This is a genomic window from Chryseobacterium sp. FG46, from assembly GCF_057809135.1.
This window is the reverse complement of record NZ_JBMDJJ010000037.1, coordinates 1-25354: the sequence shown is the minus strand read 5'-3', so window position 1 is coordinate 25354 and position 25354 is coordinate 1. Positions and strand designations below refer to the sequence as shown.

The 25354-nt window shown below is 33.7% G+C and carries 20 protein-coding genes; 16 read left to right on the top strand and 4 right to left on the bottom strand.

Features of this window, described 5'->3' with window-relative positions:
* Positions 1-163: 163 nt before the first annotated feature.
* The 3 genes from ACODR7_RS19510 to ACODR7_RS19500 form a co-directional block, all read right to left on the bottom strand.
* Complete coding sequence (locus tag ACODR7_RS19510) at positions 164-2452, bottom strand: NADP-dependent malic enzyme (RefSeq protein ID WP_488841711.1); 2289 nt, start codon at positions 2450-2452, stop codon at positions 164-166.
* A gap of 16 nt (positions 2453-2468) precedes the next feature.
* Positions 2469-3320: an ATPase gene (locus ACODR7_RS19505; protein ID WP_488841709.1), complete on the bottom strand. Its 852-nt coding sequence runs from the start codon at positions 3318-3320 to the stop codon at positions 2469-2471.
* Between the two features lie 85 nt (positions 3321-3405).
* Positions 3406-3669, bottom strand: coding sequence for a hypothetical protein (locus ACODR7_RS19500; protein WP_488841707.1), 264 nt, complete (start codon positions 3667-3669; stop codon positions 3406-3408).
* A gap of 362 nt (positions 3670-4031) precedes the next feature.
* Between ACODR7_RS19500 and ACODR7_RS19495 the strand changes: the two genes are divergently transcribed.
* From ACODR7_RS19495 to ACODR7_RS19455, 9 genes are all read left to right on the top strand, one after another.
* On the top strand, positions 4032-4490 hold the full coding sequence (locus ACODR7_RS19495; protein WP_488841705.1) for a GtrA family protein: 459 nt from the start codon (positions 4032-4034) through the stop codon (positions 4488-4490).
* A 3-nt stretch (positions 4491-4493) separates the two neighbouring features.
* A complete protein-coding gene (locus ACODR7_RS19490) occupies positions 4494-5231 on the top strand; it encodes a lysophospholipid acyltransferase family protein (protein ID WP_488841703.1) in 738 nt (245 codons plus the stop codon).
* Between the two features lie 30 nt (positions 5232-5261).
* Positions 5262-6707: an MFS transporter gene (locus tag ACODR7_RS19485; RefSeq protein WP_276966218.1), complete on the top strand. Its 1446-nt coding sequence runs from the start codon at positions 5262-5264 to the stop codon at positions 6705-6707.
* Between the two features lie 94 nt (positions 6708-6801).
* Positions 6802-7758, top strand: coding sequence for a DUF3810 domain-containing protein (locus ACODR7_RS19480; protein WP_488841700.1), 957 nt, complete (start codon positions 6802-6804; stop codon positions 7756-7758).
* 786 nt (positions 7759-8544) lie between these two features.
* Entirely contained in the window at positions 8545-10059 is a 1515-nt protein-coding gene (locus ACODR7_RS19475; protein WP_488841698.1) for a thioredoxin domain-containing protein, read from the top strand.
* 190 nt (positions 10060-10249) lie between these two features.
* Complete coding sequence (locus ACODR7_RS19470) at positions 10250-12445, top strand: peptidase domain-containing ABC transporter (protein WP_488841696.1); 2196 nt, start codon at positions 10250-10252, stop codon at positions 12443-12445.
* Between the two features lie 164 nt (positions 12446-12609).
* Positions 12610-13908: an HlyD family secretion protein gene (locus ACODR7_RS19465; protein ID WP_488841694.1), complete on the top strand. Its 1299-nt coding sequence runs from the start codon at positions 12610-12612 to the stop codon at positions 13906-13908.
* Between the two features lie 719 nt (positions 13909-14627).
* A complete protein-coding gene (locus ACODR7_RS19460) occupies positions 14628-15044 on the top strand; it encodes an Arm DNA-binding domain-containing protein (RefSeq protein WP_488841715.1) in 417 nt (138 codons plus the stop codon).
* Positions 14959-15816 carry a tyrosine-type recombinase/integrase gene (locus ACODR7_RS19455; RefSeq protein ID WP_488841692.1) on the top strand — a complete coding sequence of 286 codons (858 nt, stop codon included), beginning with the start codon at positions 14959-14961 and terminating at the stop codon, positions 15814-15816. The genes ACODR7_RS19460 and ACODR7_RS19455 overlap by 86 nt, the downstream gene beginning before the upstream one ends.
* An 81-nt stretch (positions 15817-15897) precedes the next feature.
* Here the strand turns inward: ACODR7_RS19455 and ACODR7_RS19450 are convergent, their stop codons facing one another.
* Entirely contained in the window at positions 15898-16848 is a 951-nt protein-coding gene (locus ACODR7_RS19450) for a transposase (protein ID WP_488841690.1), read from the bottom strand.
* A 657-nt stretch (positions 16849-17505) separates the two neighbouring features.
* Here ACODR7_RS19450 and ACODR7_RS19445 point away from each other — a divergent pair.
* The 7 genes from ACODR7_RS19445 (at position 17506) to ACODR7_RS19415 (ending at position 25105) form a co-directional block, all read left to right on the top strand.
* On the top strand, positions 17506-18081 hold the full coding sequence (locus ACODR7_RS19445; protein WP_488841688.1) for a Crp/Fnr family transcriptional regulator: 576 nt from the start codon (positions 17506-17508) through the stop codon (positions 18079-18081).
* Between the two features lie 294 nt (positions 18082-18375).
* On the top strand, positions 18376-18966 hold the full coding sequence (locus tag ACODR7_RS19440) for a DUF6624 domain-containing protein (RefSeq protein ID WP_488841686.1): 591 nt from the start codon (positions 18376-18378) through the stop codon (positions 18964-18966).
* A 162-nt stretch (positions 18967-19128) separates the two neighbouring features.
* Positions 19129-19281, top strand: a complete 153-nt coding sequence (locus tag ACODR7_RS19435) for a hypothetical protein (RefSeq protein ID WP_488841684.1) — start codon at positions 19129-19131, stop codon at positions 19279-19281.
* 88 nt (positions 19282-19369) lie between these two features.
* Positions 19370-20407 (top strand): grasp-with-spasm system ATP-grasp peptide maturase, encoded by a 1038-nt coding sequence (gene gwsG / locus ACODR7_RS19430; RefSeq protein ID WP_488841682.1) that lies wholly within the window; start codon positions 19370-19372, stop codon positions 20405-20407.
* Between the two features lie 173 nt (positions 20408-20580).
* Entirely contained in the window at positions 20581-21579 is a 999-nt protein-coding gene (locus ACODR7_RS19425; RefSeq protein WP_488841680.1) for a hypothetical protein, read from the top strand.
* 39 nt (positions 21580-21618) lie between these two features.
* Entirely contained in the window at positions 21619-23811 is a 2193-nt protein-coding gene (locus ACODR7_RS19420; protein WP_488841678.1) for a peptidase domain-containing ABC transporter, read from the top strand.
* Positions 23801-25105, top strand: coding sequence for an HlyD family secretion protein (locus tag ACODR7_RS19415; RefSeq protein ID WP_488841676.1), 1305 nt, complete (start codon positions 23801-23803; stop codon positions 25103-25105). Before ACODR7_RS19420 ends, ACODR7_RS19415 begins: the two co-directional genes overlap by 11 nt.
* The last annotated feature ends 249 nt before the right edge of the window (positions 25106-25354 follow it).

Below are 25354 nucleotides of genomic sequence, written 5' to 3'. Positions count from 1 at the left end.
AATGATTTTTAACTTAAATTTCAAATAAGAATTCAAGGAATTAACAGAAAAACAAAAGACTCCAAAATATGGAGCCTTTTTACTATCTGAACACGGTTTAAAGTGTCATTTTTTAAATAAGAAAGATGGATTACTGTTTTCCAGTCATATCGATAATTCTATATTACGATTTCTTTTCTCTTCTTTGAGCATCAAGAACAGCAATGGTAGCAAGGTTCACAATCTCATCAACGCTTGAACGCATCTGAAGTACATGTACCGGCTGCTTTAGTCCCATTAAGATTGGTCCGATTACCTGTGCTACTTTCATTCCTCTCAGAATTTTGTAAGAAAGGTTGGCACTTTCCAGATTCGGGAAGATGAAGGTGTTGGCCGGAGTAGTTCCCAACTTAGAGAATGGATAATCACTCAGGTGATCTGCATCCATTGCAAAATCCGGCTGAATTTCACCATCCACAATCATTTTAGGGAATTTTTCGTGAAGGATATTTACTGCTTTGGCTACTTTTTTAGAAGTTTCAGAAATGGCAGCAAAGTTTTCAAATCCAAGCATTGCAATTCTTGGTTCAATAGCAAAAGATTTTACTGTAAATTCTGCCATTTTAGCAATATTCACAAGATCTTCAGCAGTAGGATTCTGATTGATGGAAGTATCTGCGAAGAAAATAGGTTTCTTTTCAGACAGAATCATCATCATTGCCGCTACTTTGTCTACTCCTTTATCTTTTTCGATCACTTCTAAAACAGGGCGTAAAACGGAAGTATAGTTTTTAGAGAATCCTACGATAAGTCCGTCTGTATCACCATGTTTCAGCATCAAAGGTCCGAAGTAATCTCTCTGGCGTACGTATCTTTTTGCTTTGTACTCGTTCATTCCTTTTCTCTGACGAAGTTTCCAAAGGGTTTCTCTGTATTTCTTTCTGTTTTCTTTCTGATCGTCATCACTCGGATCAATGATTGGAACATCCAGGGTAATTCCGTAACGCTCCATCTGCGCCTTGATGTATTTTTTATCTCCTAAAAGACTTGGGTAAGCAATTCCTTCTTCATAAAGAATCTGAGCTGCTTTCAATACGTTATATTCTTCAGCATTTCCAAGGGTAATTCTTTTCGGATTGGATTTCGCACGGCTCTGCATCATTCTTACCAACCTCTCATCTCTTCCCATTCTGTCTAAAAGCTGGTGCTCGTATTCTTCAAAATCCGTAATGGTTTTTCTGGCCACACCACTTTCAATAGCTGCTTTTGCTACAGCACTTGATACTTTTGTGATCAGTCTGTTATCAAATGGTTTCGGAATAAAATATTCTCTTCCAAACTGAAGATTCTGAACGTTGTATGCTAAAATTACAGCTTCCGGCACTGGTTCTTTTGCAAGATCAGCAATGGCGTGTACGGCAGCCAGTTTCATTTCTTCATTAATTGCTGTAGCCTGTACATCTAATGCACCACGGAAAATATACGGGAATCCTAATACGTTGTTTACCTGATTAGGATAATCACTTCTTCCTGTAGCCATGATTACATCTTTACGGGTTTCCAGCGCAAGATCATAAGCAATTTCCGGATCAGGGTTAGCTAAAGCGAATACAATAGGGTTTTCGTTCATGCTCAACAGCATTTCCGGAGTCATCACGTTTCCTTTTGACAATCCTACAAAAACATCAGATCCTTTTAAAGCATCTTCCAATGTTTCAATATCTGTCTGAGCAATGAAATCTAATTTTTCAGGAGTAAGGTTTTCTCTTTTATGATTGATTACGCCTTTACTGTCGCACATCAGGACATTTTCTTTTTTCAGCCCTAATGAGATATAAAGCTTGGTACATGCAATAGCTGCCGCACCCGCTCCGTTGACCACCATTTTCACTTTGGCAATATCTTTATTGGCAATCTGCAGAGCGTTGATCAATGCAGCTGCTGAGATAATGGCTGTTCCGTGCTGGTCATCGTGCATCAAAGGAATATTCAACTCCTCTTTCAGTCTTTGTTCTATATAAAAAGCTTCAGGCGCTTTAATATCTTCAAGATTGATTCCTCCGAAAGTAGGAGCAATCCCTTTTACGATTTCAATAAATTTATCCGGATCTTTTTCGTCGATCTCAATATCAAAAACGTTGATATCTGCAAAGATCTTGAATAATAGTCCTTTCCCTTCCATTACCGGTTTTGAAGCTTCAGCACCGATGTCTCCCAGTCCAAGTACGGCAGTACCGTTAGAAATTACTGCTACCAGGTTTCCTTTTCCCGTATAATCATATACAGTTTCCGGCTTATCATGAATTTCCATACAAGGAACCGCGACTCCCGGAGAGTAAGCCAATGACAAATCTCTTTGAGAAGAGTGTGGCTTTGATGGGATCACTTCAATTTTTCCTTTGGGTTCTGCTTTATGATAATCTAGCGCGGCCTGGCTAAAGTTCTTTTCGTCACGATTGTTGTTACTTGACATAAAATTTTGTTTTTTGTTAAAGTATATATTTAATGTGGTAATCTACTAAGCTTTCAATTGGTTTCTGCACAACATGTCCCACATTTAAATTAAGTTCTGCAGCTACAGAACGTAGTGTATTTTCATAATAATAAGCGATGGAGCCGATAAAATTAATCTCGGCTTCATGCGCTTCCTTATAAGGAAGAACCTGATATTCGAAGAAACTTTTCATTTCTTCAAACACCATGTCTTTGAAATAAGGATGGTCTTTTCTTTCGATTACAAATTTGGTAAAATTCGCCAGATATGCGTTGGGTCTTGGAGTATGATACATGTTTTTCAATGCATCTTCTACGGTAAGATGATAATCTGCTTCAAATTCTTTATGAAGATCTGCAGGCAGTTTTTTCATAAAGTATCTGCGTACCAATTGCTTTCCGATAGCACTACCGCTTCCTTCATCTCCGATCAGGAATCCCAGCGAAGGCAATTCTATCTTTACATTTTCACCGTCAAAAAAACAGGAATTAGATCCTGTGCCAAGAATGCACACGATAGCAGGTTTTCCGCTGTACGCTGCATATGCTGCAGCCATCAGGTCTTCCTTTACTATAATATCTGCTTTTCCAAAAACTTTTTTCAGCTCTTCTTCTATGGTTTCGCAGTTTTTTTTCACACCGCATCCGGAACCATAAAAAAAGACTTTGGTAATTGAATTCTTAACCGATATCAGATTGCTATTTTTCTGTATTTCAGGAGCGATAAGTTCTCTGTTGATAAAATTCGGATTGAAACCAATTGTTTCTGTTTTCAGAAAAACTTTCTTAAAGTCATCAAGTATTACCCAATCCGATTTAGTAGAACCACTATCTACAATAGCAACCATATTTTAGATTTTAATTTAAGCTTGCTAAATTATGAATTTATCTTCAATTAGCATTTAAAAACAACCTGGAAGCTGTCTAAAATCATTAATGCTTGATTTGTGTTTTTTTTTCGTTGAATTGCAAAAGCCAGTCTTCTATTTCATCTTCCAGATAGGAAGTCTGTAATACCATTGCATTGATAAAATCATCAGGTACTGGTTCTCCATTGGAGTTTTCAAGATTCCACAATTCATTTGACATATTTTCATATTCTGAATACACTCTTTTGAAGCGGGAATTTTCTTTCTCGAGAGCCTCAATATTTTTCTGTTGAAGCTGGAATTTTCTGTATTTGTTTTGACGTTTCATACAAATATTATTATTAATTGGGTCATAAAAAATTGGAGTATATGCTCTTAACCGCGCACTACAAGATAGAAAAACCATCAACACAAGGAGTTGAAAATGAATTTATTATCAGGTCTTAATTACATCATTCTGAATACTAAAATTAGACATATTTTTTATTAAAAAAAATATTTTAACAACTTTTTTCAGTGTTTAACATATAGTTATAAATTTGCATATTCATATTGTGAAGCTATATAACTGTTGGGATTTCAAAACCATTATGAACAGAAGAAATTTTCTAAGATGTTTATCTGGTGAGAGATTAACCAACCCGGCAGGCTGCCCGATATGTACAAAGATTTTAGTTTTATACTTATTAAATGAAAGAAATACTCTTACGCCAGAAACAGGTTTTGTTCTTCATCATTGCAGGAGGGCTGAGTGCCATTGTAGAAATAGGCAGCTTTAAGATTTTCAGCACCTATCTTCCGCACTTCTTTGTAAAGGAGACCAACTTCTATGGAGTACATTATCCTTTAAGTAACATTTTTTCTACGAGCTGTGGGATTATTACCAATTACTTTCTGAGCATCTGGTTTGTATTTGAAAGAGGAAAACATTCCAAGAGAAAAGAGTTTGCTTATTTCATGGTAGTCTCTTTTTTTTCAACAGTACTCAGCTTAGGTTTTTTCCAAATATTTTACAGCTTCATATTTAAAGATAATATCAATTTATTTTTTTATACCTTAAGCCCGGAAATGATTAGTAAAATTGCCGCAATATTACTGGTTTCCATTCTGAATTATTCGGTAAAAAAGAAAGTAATTTTTAACGGTTAAGCTGTGACAAAAATTTTAAATTATCTCTGGAGATTCTGGCTGCTGCTGTTGGCATTTTTTCTGACGGTAAGTATCGGGATTCCGGTTTACATTTTATCCTTTAATAAAAAGCATTATAAATACGGCTATAAACTAGTCAGGGTCTGGTGTTTCGGTATGTTCTACGGAATGGGCTTCAGATATGACCTGATTAAGCTTTCGGAACAGGAAAAAGACAAAAATATCCCTTATGTTTTTATCTCCAACCATACATCCATCATGGATATTATGCTTGTATGCATTTTGTTTCCGGACCATCCGATATGTTTTGTAGGAAAAAAAGAGCTGGTGAAGATTCCTATTTTCGGAACCATATATAAAAGAATATGTGTAATGGTAGACAGAGCAAGTGCAAAAAGCCGTGCAGATGTATACCGCAGATGTGCCGAGAAGATGGAGGAAGGCAACAGTATTGCCATTTTTCCTGAAGGCGGTGTGCCTGACGACACTTCTATTATCCTGGATGATTTTAAGGACGGTGCATTTATGCTGTCTTCAAAACATCATTCCCCTATAGCTGTTTATACCTTTGTGGGACTCAAGGAAATGTTCCCTTTTGAAAACTCAAAAGGCTATCCGGGAAGAGTAAAGGTATACTTCAATGGAATCATTGAGCCTACAGATTCGCCAAAAGACTTAAAGGCAGAGGCTTATGATAAAATAAAAAAAACCTTAATCAGGCATTCCGTTGAAAGGAAATAGCTATATTTGTTTGTGAAATCTATAATAAATATGTCAAATTATTCTAAACAAACCAATTGGGCCCAATTCATTCCATTGGTTACTGTATTCTTCTTTTGGGGATTTGTAGCAGCCAGTAATGATATTCTGATCCCTGTTTTTCAAAAAGCCTTCAATCTATCCCAAACGGAAAGTATGCTGGTACAGATATGCTTTTATGTAGCGTATACTGTAGGTTCTTTAATTTATATGCTTGTATCAAAGAGTCTTAAACAGGATTTGATTAATAAAATCGGATATAAAAACGGGCTTATTGTGGGGCTTCTGATTTCCGCATTGGGAACGTTATTATTCTATCCTGCCGCCAATATGCATTCTTTCCCTTTAATGATCTCCGGATTATTTATTGTAGGTTTAGGATTCTCTCTCCAGCAGATTGTTGCCAACCCGCTTGCTATTGAAGTAGGTCCTACAGAAACAGGATCTCAGAGATTAACAATGGCAGGAGGAATCAACAACTTAGGAACTACCATTGGACCGCTTATCGTTGCATTTGCTATTTTCGGTTCTGCAAGTGCCGCCAATACAGAGGCGAGTATAGAAAGTGTAAAAATACCTTACCTTATATTAGGAGCAGCTTTTGCTTTGGTGGCTTTAATGCTTAAGTTTTCTTCACTTCCTGCAGTAACCCCAACGAATATTGAGAATACCGATGATACAACTCCGGGAGAGCACAGAACTTCGGCTTTCCAGTACCCTCAATTGGTTATGGGAATGATCGCCATTTTCGTCTATGTAGGAGTGGAAGTATCCACAGCGAGTAACCTTCCTGCTTATATGGAAAAAAATCTAGGATTTGAGACAAAAGATGTAGCACCTTATATCTCTTTATACTGGGCCTCCATGATGATTGGCCGTTGGACAGGTGCTGTAGAAGCATTTGACGTAAATGCAGGATTCAAAAAGATATTAAGATTCTTAGCTCCTTATCTTGCGTTCTGTCTATTTTTATTCGTAAACGCTATTGCGAACCACGATCTTTCTCCTTTCTATGTTTATGGATTCATCATCATTGCGATGATTATCTGTGATATCTTAAGTAAAGGAAACCCGGCAAGAATGCTTCTGATCTTCTCTTTGGCAGGGATTACAGCATTGGTTATCGGGATGTTCACTACCGGAATGGTATCTGTGTATGCATTTACGAGTGTAGGTCTTTTCTGTTCTACGCTATGGCCATGTATCTTTGCACTGGCTATCAACGGACTTGGAAAGCACACCAACCAGGGTTCAGGATACCTTATTATGATGATTATGGGTGGAGGTATTGTAAGCTTTATACAGGGTTATATTGCAGATATTACCAATATTCATTTCAGTTATATCGTAGGGGTTATTTGTTTTGCTTATCTTGCGTTCTATGCGATCCGTGTAAGTGGGATTCTGAAAGCCCAGGGCATTGATCTGGATAAAGTATCTAAAGGTAATGGTCATTAATATAGTAACAAACATATATAAGAAAAAGAGATTTTGGGCAGGTGTATTACTTGCCCAATTTCTTTTGTTTTATGGATTCTCAAAATCCAAAGTAATGATTTCTTTTTTTGAAAACTTTTTTGAACTTCAGAAAGAAGCCCATCAGATACTGTTCAGCTGGATTCCGTTTTCTATTGGAGATTTGATTTATATTATATTGGGAGGCTTTCTTTTATATTATTTAATTTCTTTATTCGGGAAGCAGCGAAGAAACAATTCGATGATAAAGCTCCTGATCATCATTAATGTCTTTTATTTTATTTATCAGGTATTTTGGGGAATGTTATATTTCCAGACTCCTATTATTAAAAAACTTTCGAGCCAGAAAGAACCGGATGTAGAAAAAGCAAAAAAACTGGCTCTTGTTTATCTTGAAAAATGCAGGGCAACACGACAGTTTGTACAGGAAGACAGCAAGGGAGTATTTATCATTACTGATCTCACCTCTATTCAAAAGGAAATTCTGTATCAACAGACAAAGCTTCCTTCTTATATTTCGGATAAAAAAGTTCCTCAGTTCCTGAACATTAAACCTAGTATCTTCAAAAATGTAATGAGTTTTACCGGCATTCTCGGGTATTATAATCCTTTTACAGCAGAAGCTCAGTATAACTCTGAATTGCCTCATAGTTTCATTCCTTTCACTACTGCCCATGAAACCTCTCACCAATTGGGTTTTGCCAGAGAACAGGAGGCCAATTTTGTAGGGTATCTATTAGGTATTCATTCCAGCAATCCGGAATTGAGATACAGTACTGAATTTTTTACTTTAAAAAGCCTTTTAAGGTTTATTGTAGAGGAAGACCCTCAGTTTGTAAAGAATATTCTTCATCAGTATTCCCCTGCCATGAAAAGAGACCGTGCGTATGAAAAAAGTTTCGTTCTTCAGCATCAGGGATGGCTGGATGAGTTCTTTGGATTTACTAACAATCTGTTTCTGAAAAGCAATCAGCAGGAAGGTTCTGTTACCTATTCTTACTTTATTGACCTGCTCTTACATTACGAATCATAAATAAAAAAGAATCGTATCAGGCGATACGATTCTAAAAACACAAATGATGAAAAAAAATTTATTACCTTGACTTGTTCCCTCATTCAAGGCGATGTAAAAGTACGACATATTTTATAAATACAAAAACATTTCTATCCTTTTTTAAAACTTTATGAAAACTTTATGATTTTTTAAGTTTTTTTGAGTTCATTTTATCTTGTCACAAATCATGCAAAATAGCGACATCCCACACTCAAAACAAGGTTAAAAGTCGTATAAGCTATGAAAAATTTAAAAAATAAAACATTTGTTTAAATAAAAAACATTTCAATTTCATCCAGTTTTACCTATTTTAAAAATTAGAGTTATCTCCTATATTGTATAGAATATTTCTAAAATTTCAAATTCAAAAAATTAAAATATACCCATCATTCTTTTAGCTATTATTAAACCTGTTTTTTTTATTCCAAAATTCACAAAAGGAAGCTAAAGATATATTTCCCCCTGAAAACTCTCAAATATCAGAATATTGAAATCAAAGTTCTTTCTTTACAACAGAATCTGTAATTCACATCAAAAAAGATGGTTACAGCTTGTAATAATACAAACAAACTCATACCTGGGAGATGAGATGAGACTGCTCATTATTAATATCAGTACTATACTATATCGTAAAACTCTAAATCTAATAGAATAAAATACTGAAGATCAAATAAAATCTACCAACACCCGTTCATATCTCACTAATAAAGGAAAATATTTTTTGTATATTTAAAACATCTGTGTATTTTAGATAAAAATATTAATATGATTTTTGACAAACTAATTAACCATTTAAAACTCGATAAACAGGAATTTATCTTCCAGTTCAATTCCCATCCCAATTACCCATCTGCACTGGCATTTAGTGACACTCTGAACTTTATGGGAGTAAAAAATGACGCTTACGAACTAGACAAAGAATATTGGGACGAACTTCCGGAAGAATTTATTGCCATTGTTGAGAATTCATTTTCCCTGGTAAAAAAGTCAGGAAGCAATTATTCAGTATATTCGGAAAAAGCAAAGACCTTTGGTAAAGAAGAGCTTTATAATAAGTCAACAGATTTCGTACTTCTGTTTGAGAAAACAGAAAATGCAGAAAGCAAACTGGCTTTCAATTTCAAACCGGTTCTTTATATCATTTTCGCTGCTGTTCTTGCTTATTCTTTTATCAGCCAAACCATTTACGAAGCTCTATTTAATATTCTTTCATTAGCAGGAGTTTATATTTCTCTGGAAATTTTCAATCAGAAATTCGGAAATACTTCTACTGTGATCGGTAGTATATGTGGAGGCGGAGGTGCTGCTGCAAACCAGACAGCCAACTCATGTGATAAGATTATAAAACAAGATAAAACCAGTATTCTAGGGTTAAAATTTGCAGATTTTTCTCTGATCTATTTTGCAGGACTTGCGGTATTGGGTCTTTTCTTACCAGCTACAGCGTATATCGTAAAAGGTTTTACATTCGTTTCTGTACTGGCAATAGGATACTCTCTGTATATCCAGGCATTTGTAGAAAAAACATTTTGCAGAGTATGTCTTTTAATTATTTCAATCCTTGCAGGACAAATTGTAATAAGCAGTTTATTTTTTGAGAATCTGTCTTTCAGTGCGGGAACTCTTTTATTAACTGTCATTCTGTGGGCTCTTGTATTTTCTGCAGTTATTTATTTCAACACTCTTCTCGAGCAAAAAGAGGCGCTGCAAAAATCGAATGCAAAAAATCTCAGATTCAAGAGAAACTATGAACTTTTCAAAAATCAGATGGAACAAAATCCGAAAATAGAATTTCAGGATACTGAAACTTTCGCCGTTGGAAAAAGAGATGCCAAGCTTCGTATTTCTATCGTTTCCAATCCATATTGTGGTTTCTGTAAAGATGCACATAAACTGGTGGAAGGTCTTTTGGAAAAATATCCTGATGATATTTCATTGCAGATGAGATTCAATTACAGCCCGGACAGAGCTCCTGAAAAATACACGCAGCTTATTTCAGATTTAACTTATATTTACCATAATAAACCTGAAAAAGAATTTTTACATGCTGTAGAAGAGTGGTTTGAGACTAAAGATGAAAGCAAAATCAATGCACTTTCCGGAGGAAAAGTAAACTCAGAAAATCTGAATCCGTTGGTAGAGATGTCTAAAGAAAACAGTAACGCAGGATTAAGCTTTACTCCTATCTTTATCATCAATGGATATCAGTTCCCGGATAAGTATGACCGTGAAGATATCTCGTTCTTTATTGATGAATTAATAGAGGATGATGAGATTTAGTAAATAAATCTTCTTCATTTAAAAATTTCACTATCTTAGGAAAAACAAAATAACCATCTGAAAAGAGGTAAAAGAGTAGAAAAACGGTGATCAATGGGGCTATTTCCAGTTTACCATTTCATTGAATTATAATTGAATTAAAGCAAAAATGTCGTCATTCATTGACGGCATTTTATAATGAGTAGTAGTTTTGAAAAAAAAGTTTCCTTTTTATAAGCAACCAGATACCAAAGACTGCGGTCCTACATGCCTCAGAATCGTAAGTAAGTATTATGGTAAAAGTATATCCCTGCAGCAGATTCGTAACCTTTCCGAAACCACCCGTGAAGGAAGCAGTCTTCTTGGCCTGAGCGATGCCGCAGAAAACCTCGGATTCCGGTCAATGGGAGTTCAAATCGATTTCAATACTCTCACAGAAGAAGTTCCTTTCCCATGTGTAGCACACTGGAATAAGAATCATTTTGTTGTTGTATACAGAATTGACAAAAACAACAAAGTATATATTTCAGATCCCAGCTATGGATTGATCACTTATACCAGAGAAGAATTCATCAAATCCTGGATTGGAGAAAATGCCAACGAAAATACAGAAGAAGGAATTGTCCTGATTCTTGAAACCACTCCGGCATTCTTCCAGACAGAGTTTGACGCTGAAGAAAGTAAGGCCAGCTTTACATTCTTGTCCAAATATCTTCTGAAGTATAAAACACTTGTTATACAGCTGGCCATTGGGCTTTTAGGAGGAAGTTTACTTTCCTTGATATTCCCGTTTCTTACCCAAAGTATTGTAGACGTCGGGATTCAGAATCAGGATATTAATTTTATCTATGTAGTTTTACTTGCGCAAATCATGCTGTTCCTGGGAAGAATGGGAATTGAGACGATCCGAAGCTGGATTCTTCTTCACCTTTCGGCAAGAATCAATATTTCGATCATCTCCGATTTTTTTATCAAATTAATGAAGCTTCCGATAAGTTTCTTTGATACCAGGATGACAGGAGATATTATGCAGAGAATTAATGACCATCACAGAATTGAACAGCTTCTTACAAGTTCTTCACTGAATACATTATTCTCACTGGTGAACCTTATTATTTTCAGTATTGTATTATTATTTTATGATTACAGACTTTTCATTGTTTATCTTGTAGGAGCTGTATTATATATCGGCTGGATCAGTTTCTTCCTGAAAAAAAGAAAAGAACTTGACTATAAGAGATTCTCTCAGGTATCTCAGGAGCAGAGTAAAGTCATCGAGCTTATCAACGGTATGCAGGAAATCAAAATGCATAATGCTGAAAAACAAAAACGATGGGACTGGGAATTTCTACAGGTAAAACTATTTAAGATCCGAATAAAATCACTTTCATTAGAACAATGGCAGTCTGTGGGAGGAAACTTTATCAATCAGATGAAAGATATCCTGGTGAGCTTCCTTTCTGCTAAACTTGTTTTAAGCGGAAACCTTACTTTGGGGATGATGCTTTCTGTTCAATATATTATTGGACAGTTAAACAGCCCGCTTCTTCAGCTTATCGACTTTATCAAGCAGACTCAGGATGCTAAGATTTCCCTTGAAAGGTTAGGAGAAATTCATGATAAAGATGATGAAGAAGATAAAAATGAACAGTATGCTACAGATGTTCCGAAACAAGATATCGAAATCAAAGATATGTCATTCAGATACATTGGTTCTGATGTCCCGGTTTTTGAAAATTTAAGCCTTACAATTCCTTATCAGCAGACAACAGCTATTGTGGGAGCCAGCGGAAGTGGAAAAACAACTTTATTGAAGCTGTTGATGAAATTTTATGATCCTGACCAGGGTGAAATCAGAATCGGAAATACCAATATGAAAAATATTTCTCCAAGATACTGGAGAGATCATTGTGGAGTTGTAATGCAGGAAGGATATGTTTTCAATGATACCATTGCCAATAATATTGCTGTAGGTGAAGATCACATTGATAAACAAAAACTTAGGCGTGCTGTAGAAATCGCCAACATCAAGGATTTTATTGAAAGTCTTCCATTAAGTTATAATACGAAGATTGGAAATGAAGGAGTTGGAGTAAGTGGAGGCCAGAAGCAGAGACTTTTCATTGCAAGAGCAGTTTACAAATCTCCTGAATATATTTTATTTGATGAAGCCACCTCTGCATTGGATGCCAACAATGAGAAAGTAATTATGGAAAATCTTGAACAGTTCTTTAAAGGAAAAACAGCAGTAGTGATTGCCCACAGGCTTTCTACGGTAAGACATGCTGATAAAATCATTGTACTGGATCAGGGGAAAGTGGTAGAAGAAGGAAGTCATGCTGACCTGGTAGATTTAAGGGGAGAATATTACAGATTGGTAAGAAACCAGCTTGAATTAGGAAGTTAATGGTATATGCAAAATTTGAAAGTTTAAATTAAAAATTAATAGTGAGAAATTACAAATACCTCCCGACTCAAGTATTTCAGCACTGGAATAGGTATAATGGAAATTTTTCAATTATTTAAATTACATTCCCCCTGAAAAATGGGTGGAAATTTTACTACAGAACAATGAAAGAAGACGTTTTAGACAATATTGAACTCCGCTCAGAAAGCGTACAGGATATTCTTACCCAGCCCCCGCATTGGATGATCCGCTGGGGAAACACTGTAATATTTATTATCCTCCTGTTGATTCTCTTAATGAGCTACATTATAAAATATCCGGAATTTGTACCAGCTCCTATTATTGTGACTTCCCAGAATCCGCCTGAGAAAATAGAAGCACGAACCAGTTCCAAAATTGAAAAAATATTTATAAAAGATCATCAGCAAGTTAAAAAGAACGATGTTCTCATGGTGATGCAGTCTGCTGCTAATTATAAAGATATTTTAGAGCTTAAAAAACTGGTAGACTCAATCACACCTGATCAATTATATACCTTTCCAATTGACCAGACTTCAAGATTTAAACTGGGTGAATTGCAGGGTGAATATAACAGTTTCGCAAAAGCATTTCAGGATGAAGCTCTTTTTACAAGACTACAGCCTTATGCTCCTGAAAACCTGGCCGCCAATCAGAGCATTTCAGAATATAAAATAAGAATTGCTACTTTGAAACAGCAGAAAAGTCTGGAATCTATAAAATATGACCTGACAAAGAAAAACTTCAACAGATCTCAGGAACTATTTAATCAAGGGGTTATTTCAGCAATGGAACTTGAAAACGAAAAGATCAAATATCTTCAGGCTCAGCAAAATCTTGAGAATATTAAAATCTCCATATCACAAATGGATGAAGGAATTTCCAATCTGAATAAAACAAAAAGCGGAACTGCCATTAATACAGAAAAAGACAGAATTACCTACTCTTCACAAACCCTTCAGCTTCTTGAACAGCTGAGAAAATCTCTAAAACAGTGGGAACTGAACTATCTTGTTATCTCATCCACGGATGGTGTTGCCAGCTTCCAGCAGTTCTTTGGTGAGAATCAGTTTGTAAAAGTAGGTGAACCCATCCTTTCTATTCTTCCTGAAAATAAAGAACAATTAGTGGGCAGAATGTCTGTTCCTACAACAAATTCAGGAAAAATAACTCCAGGTGAAAAAGTACTGATTAAACTGGATAACTACCGATTCCAGGAATACGGTATCATCGAAGGAAAGGTACAGAACATATCACTTATTCCTGATGACAAAGGAAATTACTATGTAGATGTAATTTTACCAAAAGGATTAAAAACGAGCTACAACAAAACACTTACATTCGATAAAGAGCTTAGAGGCAGTGCAGAAATTGTAACACAGGATCTGAGGCTGATTGAAAGATTCTTCTATCAGATCAGAAAGCTGCTTGGATATCAGGTTTAAAAAACTTTTATGAAAAATTAAAACCGTTTTACAGATTGTAAGACGGTTTTTTATTCTTTATTTTTAAGATGGTAACTTCTATGATCCTATTTTCCGGAAACCCAATATACTTTTCCTTTTAAACAGACCATTACAGCAACAATTCAGCGAATCAAAGGATTTCTATTACTAACAACAATAAGATCAGCAAAAAAAGACAGCAAATAGGCGAATATAAAAGAATAATAACATCAGACGAATAAATGATCTCAGTACTAACCCTGAAAAGTATAATTATTCCCTTAATACTCTATCAGAAGGCTGAAATTATTAAAAATAAAATTTAGTTGAAAAAATTAAAGAGTAAAGTATCAATTCTTTTAAAAGTAAAACCCGCAATCATTAAATCAATGATTGCGGGTTATTGTAGCGAAGACGGGAATTGAACCCGTGACCTCAGGGTTATGAAACCTATTTGAGATGACTCATTTTGGGCTACTTTGCCCTAAAATGGGGAGTTTCCATCAATTTGAAACTTCATCATAAACCAAGATATACCATCATAAACCGCTATTTGTTGTACCCATATTGTACCCAAAATTCCGCATTAATTCGACATTTTCTCTTGCAAGGCTAATTTTTGTTGTGTAATTTGGCTATACAATAAAGCCGCGGTGTACTCTGTATTTTGTTCAAAATACCAACGACAATCTTTATAGAGTTTATAACTCTTTTAATTAATTTTTAAAAGCTTCAAGCACTTAAATACTTTTATTTATGTCGCCTATCAATGCAATACTACAAAAAAAGCAAACAAGCAAGGGCAATATCCTATTTATCTTCGAATCACCAAAGACCGAAAATCTACTTTCATTAATCTTGAACAGTATATTAATAAATCGGATTGGGATGAAAAGACAAAACGAGTCAAGAAAAGTCATCCAAATTCGGTCAGGCTTAACAATTTAATTTCAAAAAAAATTGCAGAAGCTGGAGAGAAAATAATTGAAATGGATGTCGGAATGGAAAAACAAAAACAAGATGTAAAAGCCATTCGGAAAAAACTGATTAATGCTGACAATCATTTTTTTTACGGTTGCCGAACATTATCTCAACAATTTAGAACGACTGAAAAAATTCAATCAACTAAACGCTGACAAACCGAGAGTCAATTGTTTCAAATCCTTCCTCAAACGCGAGAAGTTTCCCTTAGAGCAAATCACAGTTCCTCTTCTCAAATCTTTTCAAACCTATATTCTTCTTGAAAAGAAACTCTCCCAAAGAACCATCACCAATTATTTAATCATCATCCGAACCATTTATAATTCTGCGATTCGTGATGGAGTTGTTGATGTCAAACACTACCCTTTCGGGCGAAATAAAGTTCAAATTAAATTTCCTGAAACTCAAAAAGTAGGTTTAACGGAAGAAGAAGAAGTGAAAAAGCTGGAAGATTTGGACTTGGAATTAGGTTCTAAAGAATGGCATGCCCGAAATGTTTGGCTGTTCAGTTTTTATTTGGCTGGTATTCGTGTTGCAGATGTATTGAAAACAAAGTGGTCTGAAATTCAGGATGGACGTTTACGATATCGAATGAACAAGAATCAAAAATTGGTATCACTTAAAATTCCTGATAAAATTGTGGCTATCATTTCTTATTATGAAAAAGATAAAACTACAAATGATGACTATACTTTCCCAAAATTGAAAGGCATTAACAAGCAAAACAAAAAAGCAATCGTAAGTACCACCAGCAATGCCGATAAAAATCTTAACAAATATTTGAAGCGGATTGCAAAACTCGCAGGAATCAATAAAAAATCACGATGCATATTTCCCGACATACTTTTGGAAATATTTCAGGGAATAAAAATTCAATTCAGATGTTGCAAAAACTATATCGCCACTCCTCTATTACCACAACGGTAAATTATCAATCCAACTTTATTCATAAGGATGTAGATGATGCATTGGACAATGTGATTGGGTTTTAGCTTTTTCTTTCAATTTCTAACCGTACACAAAAATCTTCCAAAAAAGTTTTGTGTATTTTTGGAAAATTCGTAGGGCTAAACCTAAGGACGAGTTTAAACATTTTTGAGCCAAAGTAAGAGGTTTTATGGTTTGGGTTCTATCGAATCTGTAGAATTTATCAATAATTGATTTTTTCTTATTTTTTAAGGCAATCCCCAAACAAAAGCAGAATACAAATGCAAAAGCAATGATCATCATCAGGTTGCTGCATCGTTTTTCTCCTTGAAGTTTTGAACGCTGTAGGTGAGCTGATTTCAACTGCTTAAAGAGAAGTTCTATTTTGAAACGTTTTTTATAGTATGCACAAGCCAAACCCGCCAATTCCAAATTGGTTAAAAGGTAAATAGGATCTTGATATTCCTTTGATTTACAATAAACTGCGTGAGCATTTTCACTTGCATTTCCAAACCAATACTGCCCGTTTTCAAAGCCATTGGTTTGCCTCTCAAAGCGGTCTGTTTCATTGCATTCATTCTTGATGAGTTTATCCTTGCTGGTTCTCAATACATATTCAAAATCTGTTGCTTCCAAGGTCTCGCGTAATGTTTTACCATCAAATTCTCCATCTCCCAAAAGAATATTCCGAGTACCCTCAGGTATGATTTCTTTGGTTGCGTCTAAGAGTTCTATGTGTTTTTCTTCTGAAAAATGTCCTTTTTCTCCTTCTTTAACCAGCCAAACCACCGGAACTGCATACCCTTTCCAAACCACAGAAAGCATTAAAATAACGCAATTTCCTTCACTTTGAGTCCCATCAATAATGAAAATAAGTTCTTTTTGAGAAGCAATAGTGCTCAAAAATTCTTTTGCAAAAGGAAGATAATAGTCCTTGTAATCATTCCATTTGCTATCCAAAAAGCGTTTTACTTTTTTGATTTTACTTTCTTTGTTCGTCGCATCTGAAAAATCTGACGTCAATGATTCCAAATGACAGGATTTCTGAATGATACAAGAGGATATCATCATAGATAAAGTCAAAAAACGGTTGTATAATTGAGTGTTTTTTTTACTTCGTGTTGTTGGGTTAGAAATTTTAAAATACTTTTGTATGGGCTTTGGCTCATAGGAGTTTGTTTTGTTATGTTTTGATTTTTAACAAGGTACGAACTCCTTTTTCGTTACACAATAGTTCTTTTATAAACAAGAAAATTTTGTGTACGGTGAGAAATTCTTTCAAAATAAAACCCAAATCTTAGACTTGGATTTTATTATAGTTGACTTTATGTTATTTTCTGTCCCGGATTCAATATTCATAAAATGTAAAACTAGTTTTTTCTTTCTACATTTGTAAATATAACAAACAACAGAAATTTTATATGTAGATAAAAAGGAATATATTTTAAATAACATACTGCGTTTAACAGCTCATTTTCTTTGTTCAAAATCTGACAATTTTAAATATCTCAAGAAATTCGACTGTGAAATGCACCCGATTGGGCGTGTTTTACTTCATTTCTTGAGAGGGTTTTGTCAGAACCTGAACGAAGGGTGTTGTTAATTCATGCCCTTTATTTTTTATGATGAGAAATAAACACTAAGATCGCTCGTTAATATCAAAATAAAACTATTGACTAAAAGACACAAATGAAACACGAACAACTAATTAATTTTCTCCAGAAGTATGGAACTGTATCAGAGTTGGAAAAGAAAAACATTAAAAATTATTTCACACCATTACAAGTAAAGAAAAAACAAATTTTAATTGAAAAAAATTCTCCCTGCAACAAACTATTTTTTATTAACAGTGGTTTTTTAAGAGCGTATTATTCTAACGATAAAGGAAAAGAAATCACGAGAATGATTGCTTGGGAAAACAGATTTCTAACTAATATTGGAAGTTTTAGAGGTTTTACAGAAAACAATGAAACAATTGAATGCTTAGGAAATAGTGAAATACTTTGTATTACAAGGGATCATTTTGATATATTGATGAAATCTTCATCTAATTTGAAAAGCATATACACAGATATACTAGAAGAATATAACGCATTACATATAAAACGCTTTGAAGCGTTAAATACATTTGATCTTGATAAGAAACTAGTCCACCTTAAACAAGAATTTCCTCACTTGATACATAAATTAAGTGACACATTATTAGCTTCTCTTTTAGGAATTAGCCGTGAAACCTATGTGCGGAACAAAAAGATAATTTTGTAGAAAGCTAATTATTCATAATTAATACAAATAAGATAATTGTTAAAAAGTGTGATATGAATCACACTTTTTTTTGTTATTTATTTTCACATTTGTATATATATAATATAGATTCAAAAAATGATGATGTTGTTGGGAAAAAGTCGGTAAGGAAATCTGAGTAACTTTTTTCGGCCAAGCAAGAAAAAAATATTCAAATTTTATTCCGATACTTAAAAATAATTCCTATTCTTTGGGAACAATTAATTTTTAACCAAAAATGGTCAATCTATTTTGGAATAAGACAAAAAAATAGAAATGAAAATAAAAAAAGTATTATTTAGCATATTAACCGCTCTTGTTTTAATCATATCAATATTCCTTTACATGAATAAGGATAAATTTGTCTATGTAGGTTCAGTAGATATTATTGAAGTCGATTGCAGCAAAAAAGTTCAAATCTTGAGCGAAGTTTTAGAAAGTGACCAACGGATAAGAAAATCAAATGACTTCATCAAATACGCTAAAGAAGATCATAGGAATCAAGAGTTAGTGATTAGCATTATTGAAAAGTGTGGTATGCCAACATTAAAGGAGGTTGGTCAAAAACAAATGGATGCAATATGGCTGGGGCTACAACATAGCACTAAACAAATCAGAAAAAAGTATTTTCCATATATAGAAAAAGCGGTAAAAAATGGAGACTTATCTAAACAACAATACGCATTGATGAAAGATAGGATGTTAATGGACGACGGAAAACCTCAAATATATGGTTCGCAAATAGAAAATGGTAAATTGTATAAATTAGAAAATCCTGAAACTGTGAACGAAAGAAGAAAAGAAATGGGAATGGAACCAATAGAGGATTATTTAAAGAATTTTAATATTCAGTTCAATCCGAATTAACAACACAACATATAATCACGTAGACGACTCCAGTCATAATTAAATGGAGTTTGTCTCTCACAATATGTTTTACATTTACATTATTACAATAAACTGCAGATATTTATAATAGGGAATACTCTGCCCCCTTTAAGTGAAGAGTTAATATTTAAATCATTCATTATGTTAAAATTAGAAGATTTCAAAATTAAAGAGATTGAAACTTTAGATTCAATCAAAGGTGGTGGAGATTGTCTTTACACCACCCATCATTATGTGAATTTTTTAGGCTGGGTCATTGAAACTGGTACTTCGGGTGATATAAGTCCAGATTAGTATTAGCAGGAGCTAATTTGCAATTAATTACCTCTATAGCAAATTCTTATTTGTAGATAGAGGTAATTTTATTTTAAAATAACAATCAATGGCAAAACATTTAATTGTAACTCAAGATAGTGATGTATCTTCAGATGAAGTTTGTAGCTGGTTTTATAGATATGGTGTGTCTTTTAAAAGATTAAATCTTGATTCATATAAAATAATAGAACGTAATAATGATCTATATATAGACTATTTTAATTTCGATAGTATTGACATAAGTATTCCAGGTGAAAAAAAAGTTAATGATGAAAACTTTACGGAAGAATTTACTTCGATTTGGTTTAGAAGACCCAGTGCTAATCTTGAAAACATGGTAATTGACGAAACTGAGTCAGGTATCTCTAAATTTCTTCTCCACAAAATAAGATCAAATCAAAAATCGGAATTAAAAGAACTTTACAGTTATATTTTCAATTCTGTACAAGCTTCGGTCATATTAGGAAATAGATTAAAAACTAGAGTGAACAAATTAGAAATTCTATCTATAGCAAACAAATTAGGCATTTGCACTCCTAGAACCAAAGTAATTTCTACAAAAAAACAAATATTAGAATTTCAAAAAGAGGTTAACAATTCCCTAATAACTAAATCAATTTTTGAGCCAGTAGCTGCTATGGACGATGACTTAAAACAAAGACACATATCTTACACAAATGAATTGACGGATTCTATACTAGACAAAATACCAAATTATTTCTCACCGAGCTTGGTACAAGAAAAGATAGAAAAAGATTTTGAAATCAGAACTTTTGTTATGGGAGAAAACTACTACAGCATGGCTATATTCTCCCAGAACAACGAAAAAACCGCTGTAGATTTCAGAAGATACGATCGAGAAAAACCTAATAGAAATATTCCTTTTACTTTACCTGAAGAATTGACTATAAAAATAAAAGAACTGTTAAAAATAATAGGATTTAATACGGGTTCAATTGATATTATCAAAGGTAAAAATGGAAAATATTATTTTTTAGAAATCAACTCAGTCGGACAATTTGGAATGGTCAGCAAGCCTTGTAATTATAATATAGAGTATCACATATATAAATATTTAACCAGAGATGAAGAAAAAACTTCTTAATTCGAAAATTTCACTTGAAAAATTATCCCTTAACAATATTTTAATTGATTCATTTGATTATTCAGATGATAATAACACTAGGAAAATTTTTTTAGCTCAAAATTCACGGATAAATACTAATCAATATGTAGTCAGAGAATACTATAAACAAAATACGACAGTAATTTTGAATTATGAATAAAAATAAATATTTAAGAGTTTTTACAGACTGTTATTTAGTTGATGGAGATAATGGCTATCTCATATATGATTTATCAAGACAGAAACTCCTTTCTATCAGTCAAACTGCATATAACTTACTAAAAGAAATTGATGGAAAAAGGATTGATTTTCTAATATCAAAATTTGGAAATGACATAATTAATATAATTGATTATTTCCTTACTGAGGAAGTATGTTTTTTAACTGACAGTCCCACAAATTTTCCTAAAATTAGCGAAGATATATATTTTGAGAATGAATGCTATTCAGCTATTTTAGAAATAGGTACTTCTACTAATTATGATTATATTGAAGTAATAAATGAACTAAATCAATTAGGATGTCAAATGTTGATGCTTTCCATTAAATCCGATAGTGATATTACATCAGAGGAAATTTTAAATATTTTTAATTCTACAACAAATTCTTTTTTAAAATGTATTGATGTTGTTGTTCCAAGCTCTTTTGAGAATATATTTTCTACGGACTTTTTCAACCACAATATTAGAATTACTTCTGTAACTTATTTAGGTTCTATGCAATTTAAAACAGAAGAAGATAAGAATTATGTACTAATAAAAAGAATAAAAGATGAAGAGTTAAACTGGACTGAAAAATTTGTTCGTTCAAATTTCACTTTTACTTTGAAGAGTTTTATGGAATCAAAGAAATATAACATTGCTCTTAATCGTAAAATTTGTATTGATGAATTTGGTTACATCAGAAATTATATAAATCATCAAGAGCATTTTGGAAATCTATCGGATACTTCAACTTCAATAAGCCAAGTATTTAGAAGTCCTGAATTTCAGAAAAAATGGGAAGTTAGTAATGATTTAATTGAAAAATGTAAATTGTGTAAATTCCGCTATTGCTGTTTTTCCAATACAGATATTCATTATTCCAATGAGAAATGGTATAAAGTTAATTCTTGTCAAGATTTTGAATCTGTAAAAGAAAATGCAAAATGATTTCTGATGTATAATAAATAATTTCCGAATAGATTTACTTTGAAAAAGTTCCCGTTTTATAAACAACCCGATGCCAAAGATTGTGGCCCCACTTGTTTGCGAATAGTTGCCAAACATTATGGTAAAACCATTCCTTTGGAACAAATACGTAGCATTACAGAAACTACCAGAGAAGGAAGTTCTATGTTAGGGCTTAGTAATGCGGCTGAAAATATGGGCTTAAAAAGTTTAGGGATTAGAATAAACTTCAAAATCTTACAAGAAGACGTTCCATTACCATGTATTGTTCATTGGAATAAAAATCATTTTGTTGTTGTTTATAAAATTGATAAATCAGGAAAAGTCTATATTTCTGACCCCAGCTACGGCTTAATCACCTATTTCAAAGAAGAGTTTATCAAATTCTGGATTGGTGAAAACGCTAATGAAAATACCGAAGAAGGCATTGCCCTACTACTAGAAACCACTCCAGCATTTTTTAAAAGCAATTTTAAAAATGAGGAAAGCAAAGCAAGTTTTTCTTTTCTGTCAAAATATCTGCTGAAATATAAATCGCTGATTTTTCAGTTGGCAGTAGGCTTGCTTGCGGGAAGTTTACTTTCGCTGATTCTTCCTTTTCTTACCCAAAGCATAGTGGATGTCGGAATTCAGAATCAGGACATAAATTTTATCTATCTTGTACTTCTTGCACAGGTGATGCTTTTTGTAGGCAGAATGGGAATTGAAGTCATCCGAAGTTGGATTTTGCTTCATCTTTCTGCAAGGATTAATATTTCTATTATTTCTGATTTTTTCATAAAATTAATGAAACTTCCTATAAGTTTCTTTGATACTAGAATGACGGGAGACATTATGCAAAGAATCAACGACCACCATCGAATTGAACAACTTTTGACAAGTTCATCTTTAAATACTCTGTTCTCTCTTGTCAACCTTATCATATTCAGTATTGTGCTACTTCTTTATGATTACAGGTTGTTTATAGTGTACCTAGTGGGAGCAATTCTGTATGTTACATGGATTACTTTTTTCCTCAATAAAAGAAAAGAATTAGATTATAAAAGATTTTCGCAGGTTTCTCAAGAGCAGAGTAAAGTAATTGAGCTTATCAACGGAATGCAAGAGATCAAAATGCACAACGCTGAAAAGCAAAAACGCTGGGGTTGGGAATTTTTACAAGTAAAGCTATTTAAATTAAGAATAAAATCGCTGTCGTTAGAACAATGGCAGTCTGTCGGGGGGAATTTCATCAACCAAATGAAAGATATTCTGGTCAGCTTTCTTTCTGCAAAATTGGTTCTTAGTGGAAATCTGACTTTGGGGATGATGCTTTCCGTACAATATATTATCGGACAACTGAACAGTCCATTATTACAACTCATAGACTTCATCAAGCAAACTCAGGATGCAAAAATTTCTTTGGAAAGATTGGGTGAGATTCACGACAAAGATGATGAAGAAAATGTAGAGGAACAATACGCTTCTGAAATTCCACAAAAAAATATCAAAATAGAAAATATGTCGTTCAGGTATATTGGTTCCGACCAGTTTGTTTTCGAAAATCTAAATTTAACTATACCACACCAAAAAACTACAGCCATAGTTGGAGCAAGTGGAAGCGGAAAAACTACCCTTCTAAAACTACTCATGAAATTTTATGAACCGAATGCAGGAGACATAAGAATAGGAAATACCCAATTAAAAAATATTTCTCCTAGATTCTGGAGAGATCATTGTGGCGTCGTGATGCAGGACGGTTATATTTTTAACGATACGATTGCAGAAAATATTGCTGTAGGAGAAGATTATATTGACAAAGAGAAATTGAGAAAAGCAGTAGAAATTGCTAATATCAAAGATTTCATCGAAGAACTACCATTAAGCTACAACACAAAAATCGGAAATGAAGGACTTGGTGTAAGTGGCGGACAAAAGCAAAGACTCTTCATTGCCAGAGCGGTGTATAAATCTCCGGAATACATCTTTTTCGACGAAGCTACTTCTGCTCTTGATGCCAATAACGAAAAAGTAATTATGGAAAACCTCGAACAGTTCTTTAAAGGCAAAACGGCAATTGTGATTGCACACAGATTATCAACCGTAAAACATGCCGATAAAATTATTGTCTTAGATAAAGGTAAAGTGGTAGAAGAAGGTAATCATGCAGAATTGGTTGCTTTAAAAGGTGAATATTACAGACTTGTTAAAAATCAATTAGAACTTGGAAACTAAGAAAGATATTTTAGACAACATAGAACTCCGCTCAGAAAGCGTTCAGGATATTCTTACGCAACCTCCTAATTGGATGATTCGATGGGGAAATACTATGATTTTCATAATTATCATCATGATTATGATAATGAGTTATATCATCAAATATCCCGAATTCGTACCGGCTCCTATTATTGTGACTTCCCAGAATCCACCTGAGAAAATTGAAGCGAGAAGTAATTCAAAAATCGAAAAAATCTTTATTAAAGATCATCAGAAAGTAAAAAAAGATGATTTAATGATGGTTTTACAGTCGACTGCAAATTATAAGGACGTTTTAGAGCTAAAAAAAATTGTAGATTCAATTGCATCAGATCAGCTGCTTTCTTTTCCTGTGAAACAGGTTTCTCATTTTAAACTTGGTGAACTGCAAAGTGATTACAACAGTTTTGCGAAGGCTTTTCAGGATGAGAATTTATTTACAAGATTACAACCTTACGCTCCTGAAAACCTCGCTGCCAATCAAAGTATTTTAGAATCAAAAAACAGAATAACCACTTTAAAACAACAAAGAAATCTCGAAGCTGCAAAAACTGAGCTTACTCTAAAGAATTACAAACGTTCACAAGATTTGTTTAATCAAGGAGTTATCGCTGCAGTAGAGTTGGAAGGTGAAAAACTGAAATATCTTCAGGCTCAGCAAAATTTAGAAAACATCAATATTTCTCTTTCTCAAATGCAGGAAAGTATCTCAAACCTTAATAAGACAAAAAGCGGAACGACAATCAATACTGAAAAAGATAAAATTAATTATTCATCTCAGACTCTGCAGTTATTTGAACAGCTGCGAAAATCTCTAAAACAGTGGGAACTGAACTATCTTGTTATCTCATCCACGGATGGTGTTGCCAGCTTCCAGCAGTTCTTTGGTGAGAATCAGTTTGTAAAAGTAGGTGAACCCATCCTTTCTATTCTTCCTGAAAATAAAGAACAATTAGTGGGCAGAATGTCTGTTCCTACAACAAATTCAGGAAAAATAACTCCAGGTGAAAAAGTACTGATTAAACTGGATAACTACCGATTCCAGGAATACGGTATCATCGAAGGAAAGGTACAGAACATATCTCTTATTCCTGATGAGAAAGGAAATTACTATGTAGATGTAATTTTACCAAAAGGATTAAAAACGAGCTACAACAAAACACTTACATTCGATAAAGAGCTTAGAGGCAGTGCAGAAATTGTAACACAGGATCTGAGGCTGATTGAAAGATTCTTCTATCAGATCAGAAAGCTGCTTGGATATCAGGTTTAAAAAACTTTTATGAAAAATTAAAACCGTTTTACAAATTGTAAGACGGTTTTTTATTCTTTATTTTTAAGATGGTAACTTCTATGATCCTATTTTCCGGAAACCCAATATACTTTTCCTTTTAAACAGACCATTACAGCAACAATTCAGCGAATCAAAGGATTTCTATTACTAACAACAATAAGATCAGCAAAAAAAGGATCAAGCGCAAAAGTTGGGGACTAAGCAAAAAGTTTGGATAATCTGAATAGA

Excerpts from the sequence above, each read along its gene's own strand:
- ACODR7_RS19480 (WP_488841700.1), top strand. The coding sequence starts at position 6,802 with ATGATTTCTTTTTTTGAAAACTTTTTTGAACTTCAGAAAGAAGCCCAT.
- ACODR7_RS19425 (WP_488841680.1), top strand. The coding sequence starts at position 20,581 with ATGAATAAAAATAAATATTTAAGAGTTTTTACAGACTGTTATTTAGTT.
- ACODR7_RS19475 (WP_488841698.1), top strand. The coding sequence starts at position 8,545 with ATGATTTTTGACAAACTAATTAACCATTTAAAACTCGATAAACAGGAA.
- ACODR7_RS19455 (WP_488841692.1), top strand. The coding sequence starts at position 14,959 with ATGCTGACAATCATTTTTTTTACGGTTGCCGAACATTATCTCAACAAT.
- ACODR7_RS19505 (WP_488841709.1), bottom strand. The coding sequence starts at position 3,320 with ATGGTTGCTATTGTAGATAGTGGTTCTACTAAATCGGATTGGGTAATA.
- ACODR7_RS19485 (WP_276966218.1), top strand. The coding sequence starts at position 5,262 with ATGTCAAATTATTCTAAACAAACCAATTGGGCCCAATTCATTCCATTG.
- ACODR7_RS19465 (WP_488841694.1), top strand. The coding sequence starts at position 12,610 with ATGAAAGAAGACGTTTTAGACAATATTGAACTCCGCTCAGAAAGCGTA.
- ACODR7_RS19440 (WP_488841686.1), top strand. The coding sequence starts at position 18,376 with ATGAAAATAAAAAAAGTATTATTTAGCATATTAACCGCTCTTGTTTTA.
- ACODR7_RS19445 (WP_488841688.1), top strand. The coding sequence starts at position 17,506 with ATGAAACACGAACAACTAATTAATTTTCTCCAGAAGTATGGAACTGTA.
- ACODR7_RS19500 (WP_488841707.1), bottom strand. The coding sequence starts at position 3,669 with ATGAAACGTCAAAACAAATACAGAAAATTCCAGCTTCAACAGAAAAAT.
- ACODR7_RS19495 (WP_488841705.1), top strand. The coding sequence starts at position 4,032 with ATGAAAGAAATACTCTTACGCCAGAAACAGGTTTTGTTCTTCATCATT.
- ACODR7_RS19510 (WP_488841711.1), bottom strand. The coding sequence starts at position 2,452 with ATGTCAAGTAACAACAATCGTGACGAAAAGAACTTTAGCCAGGCCGCG.
- ACODR7_RS19435 (WP_488841684.1), top strand. The coding sequence starts at position 19,129 with ATGTTAAAATTAGAAGATTTCAAAATTAAAGAGATTGAAACTTTAGAT.
- gwsG (WP_488841682.1), top strand. The coding sequence starts at position 19,370 with ATGGCAAAACATTTAATTGTAACTCAAGATAGTGATGTATCTTCAGAT.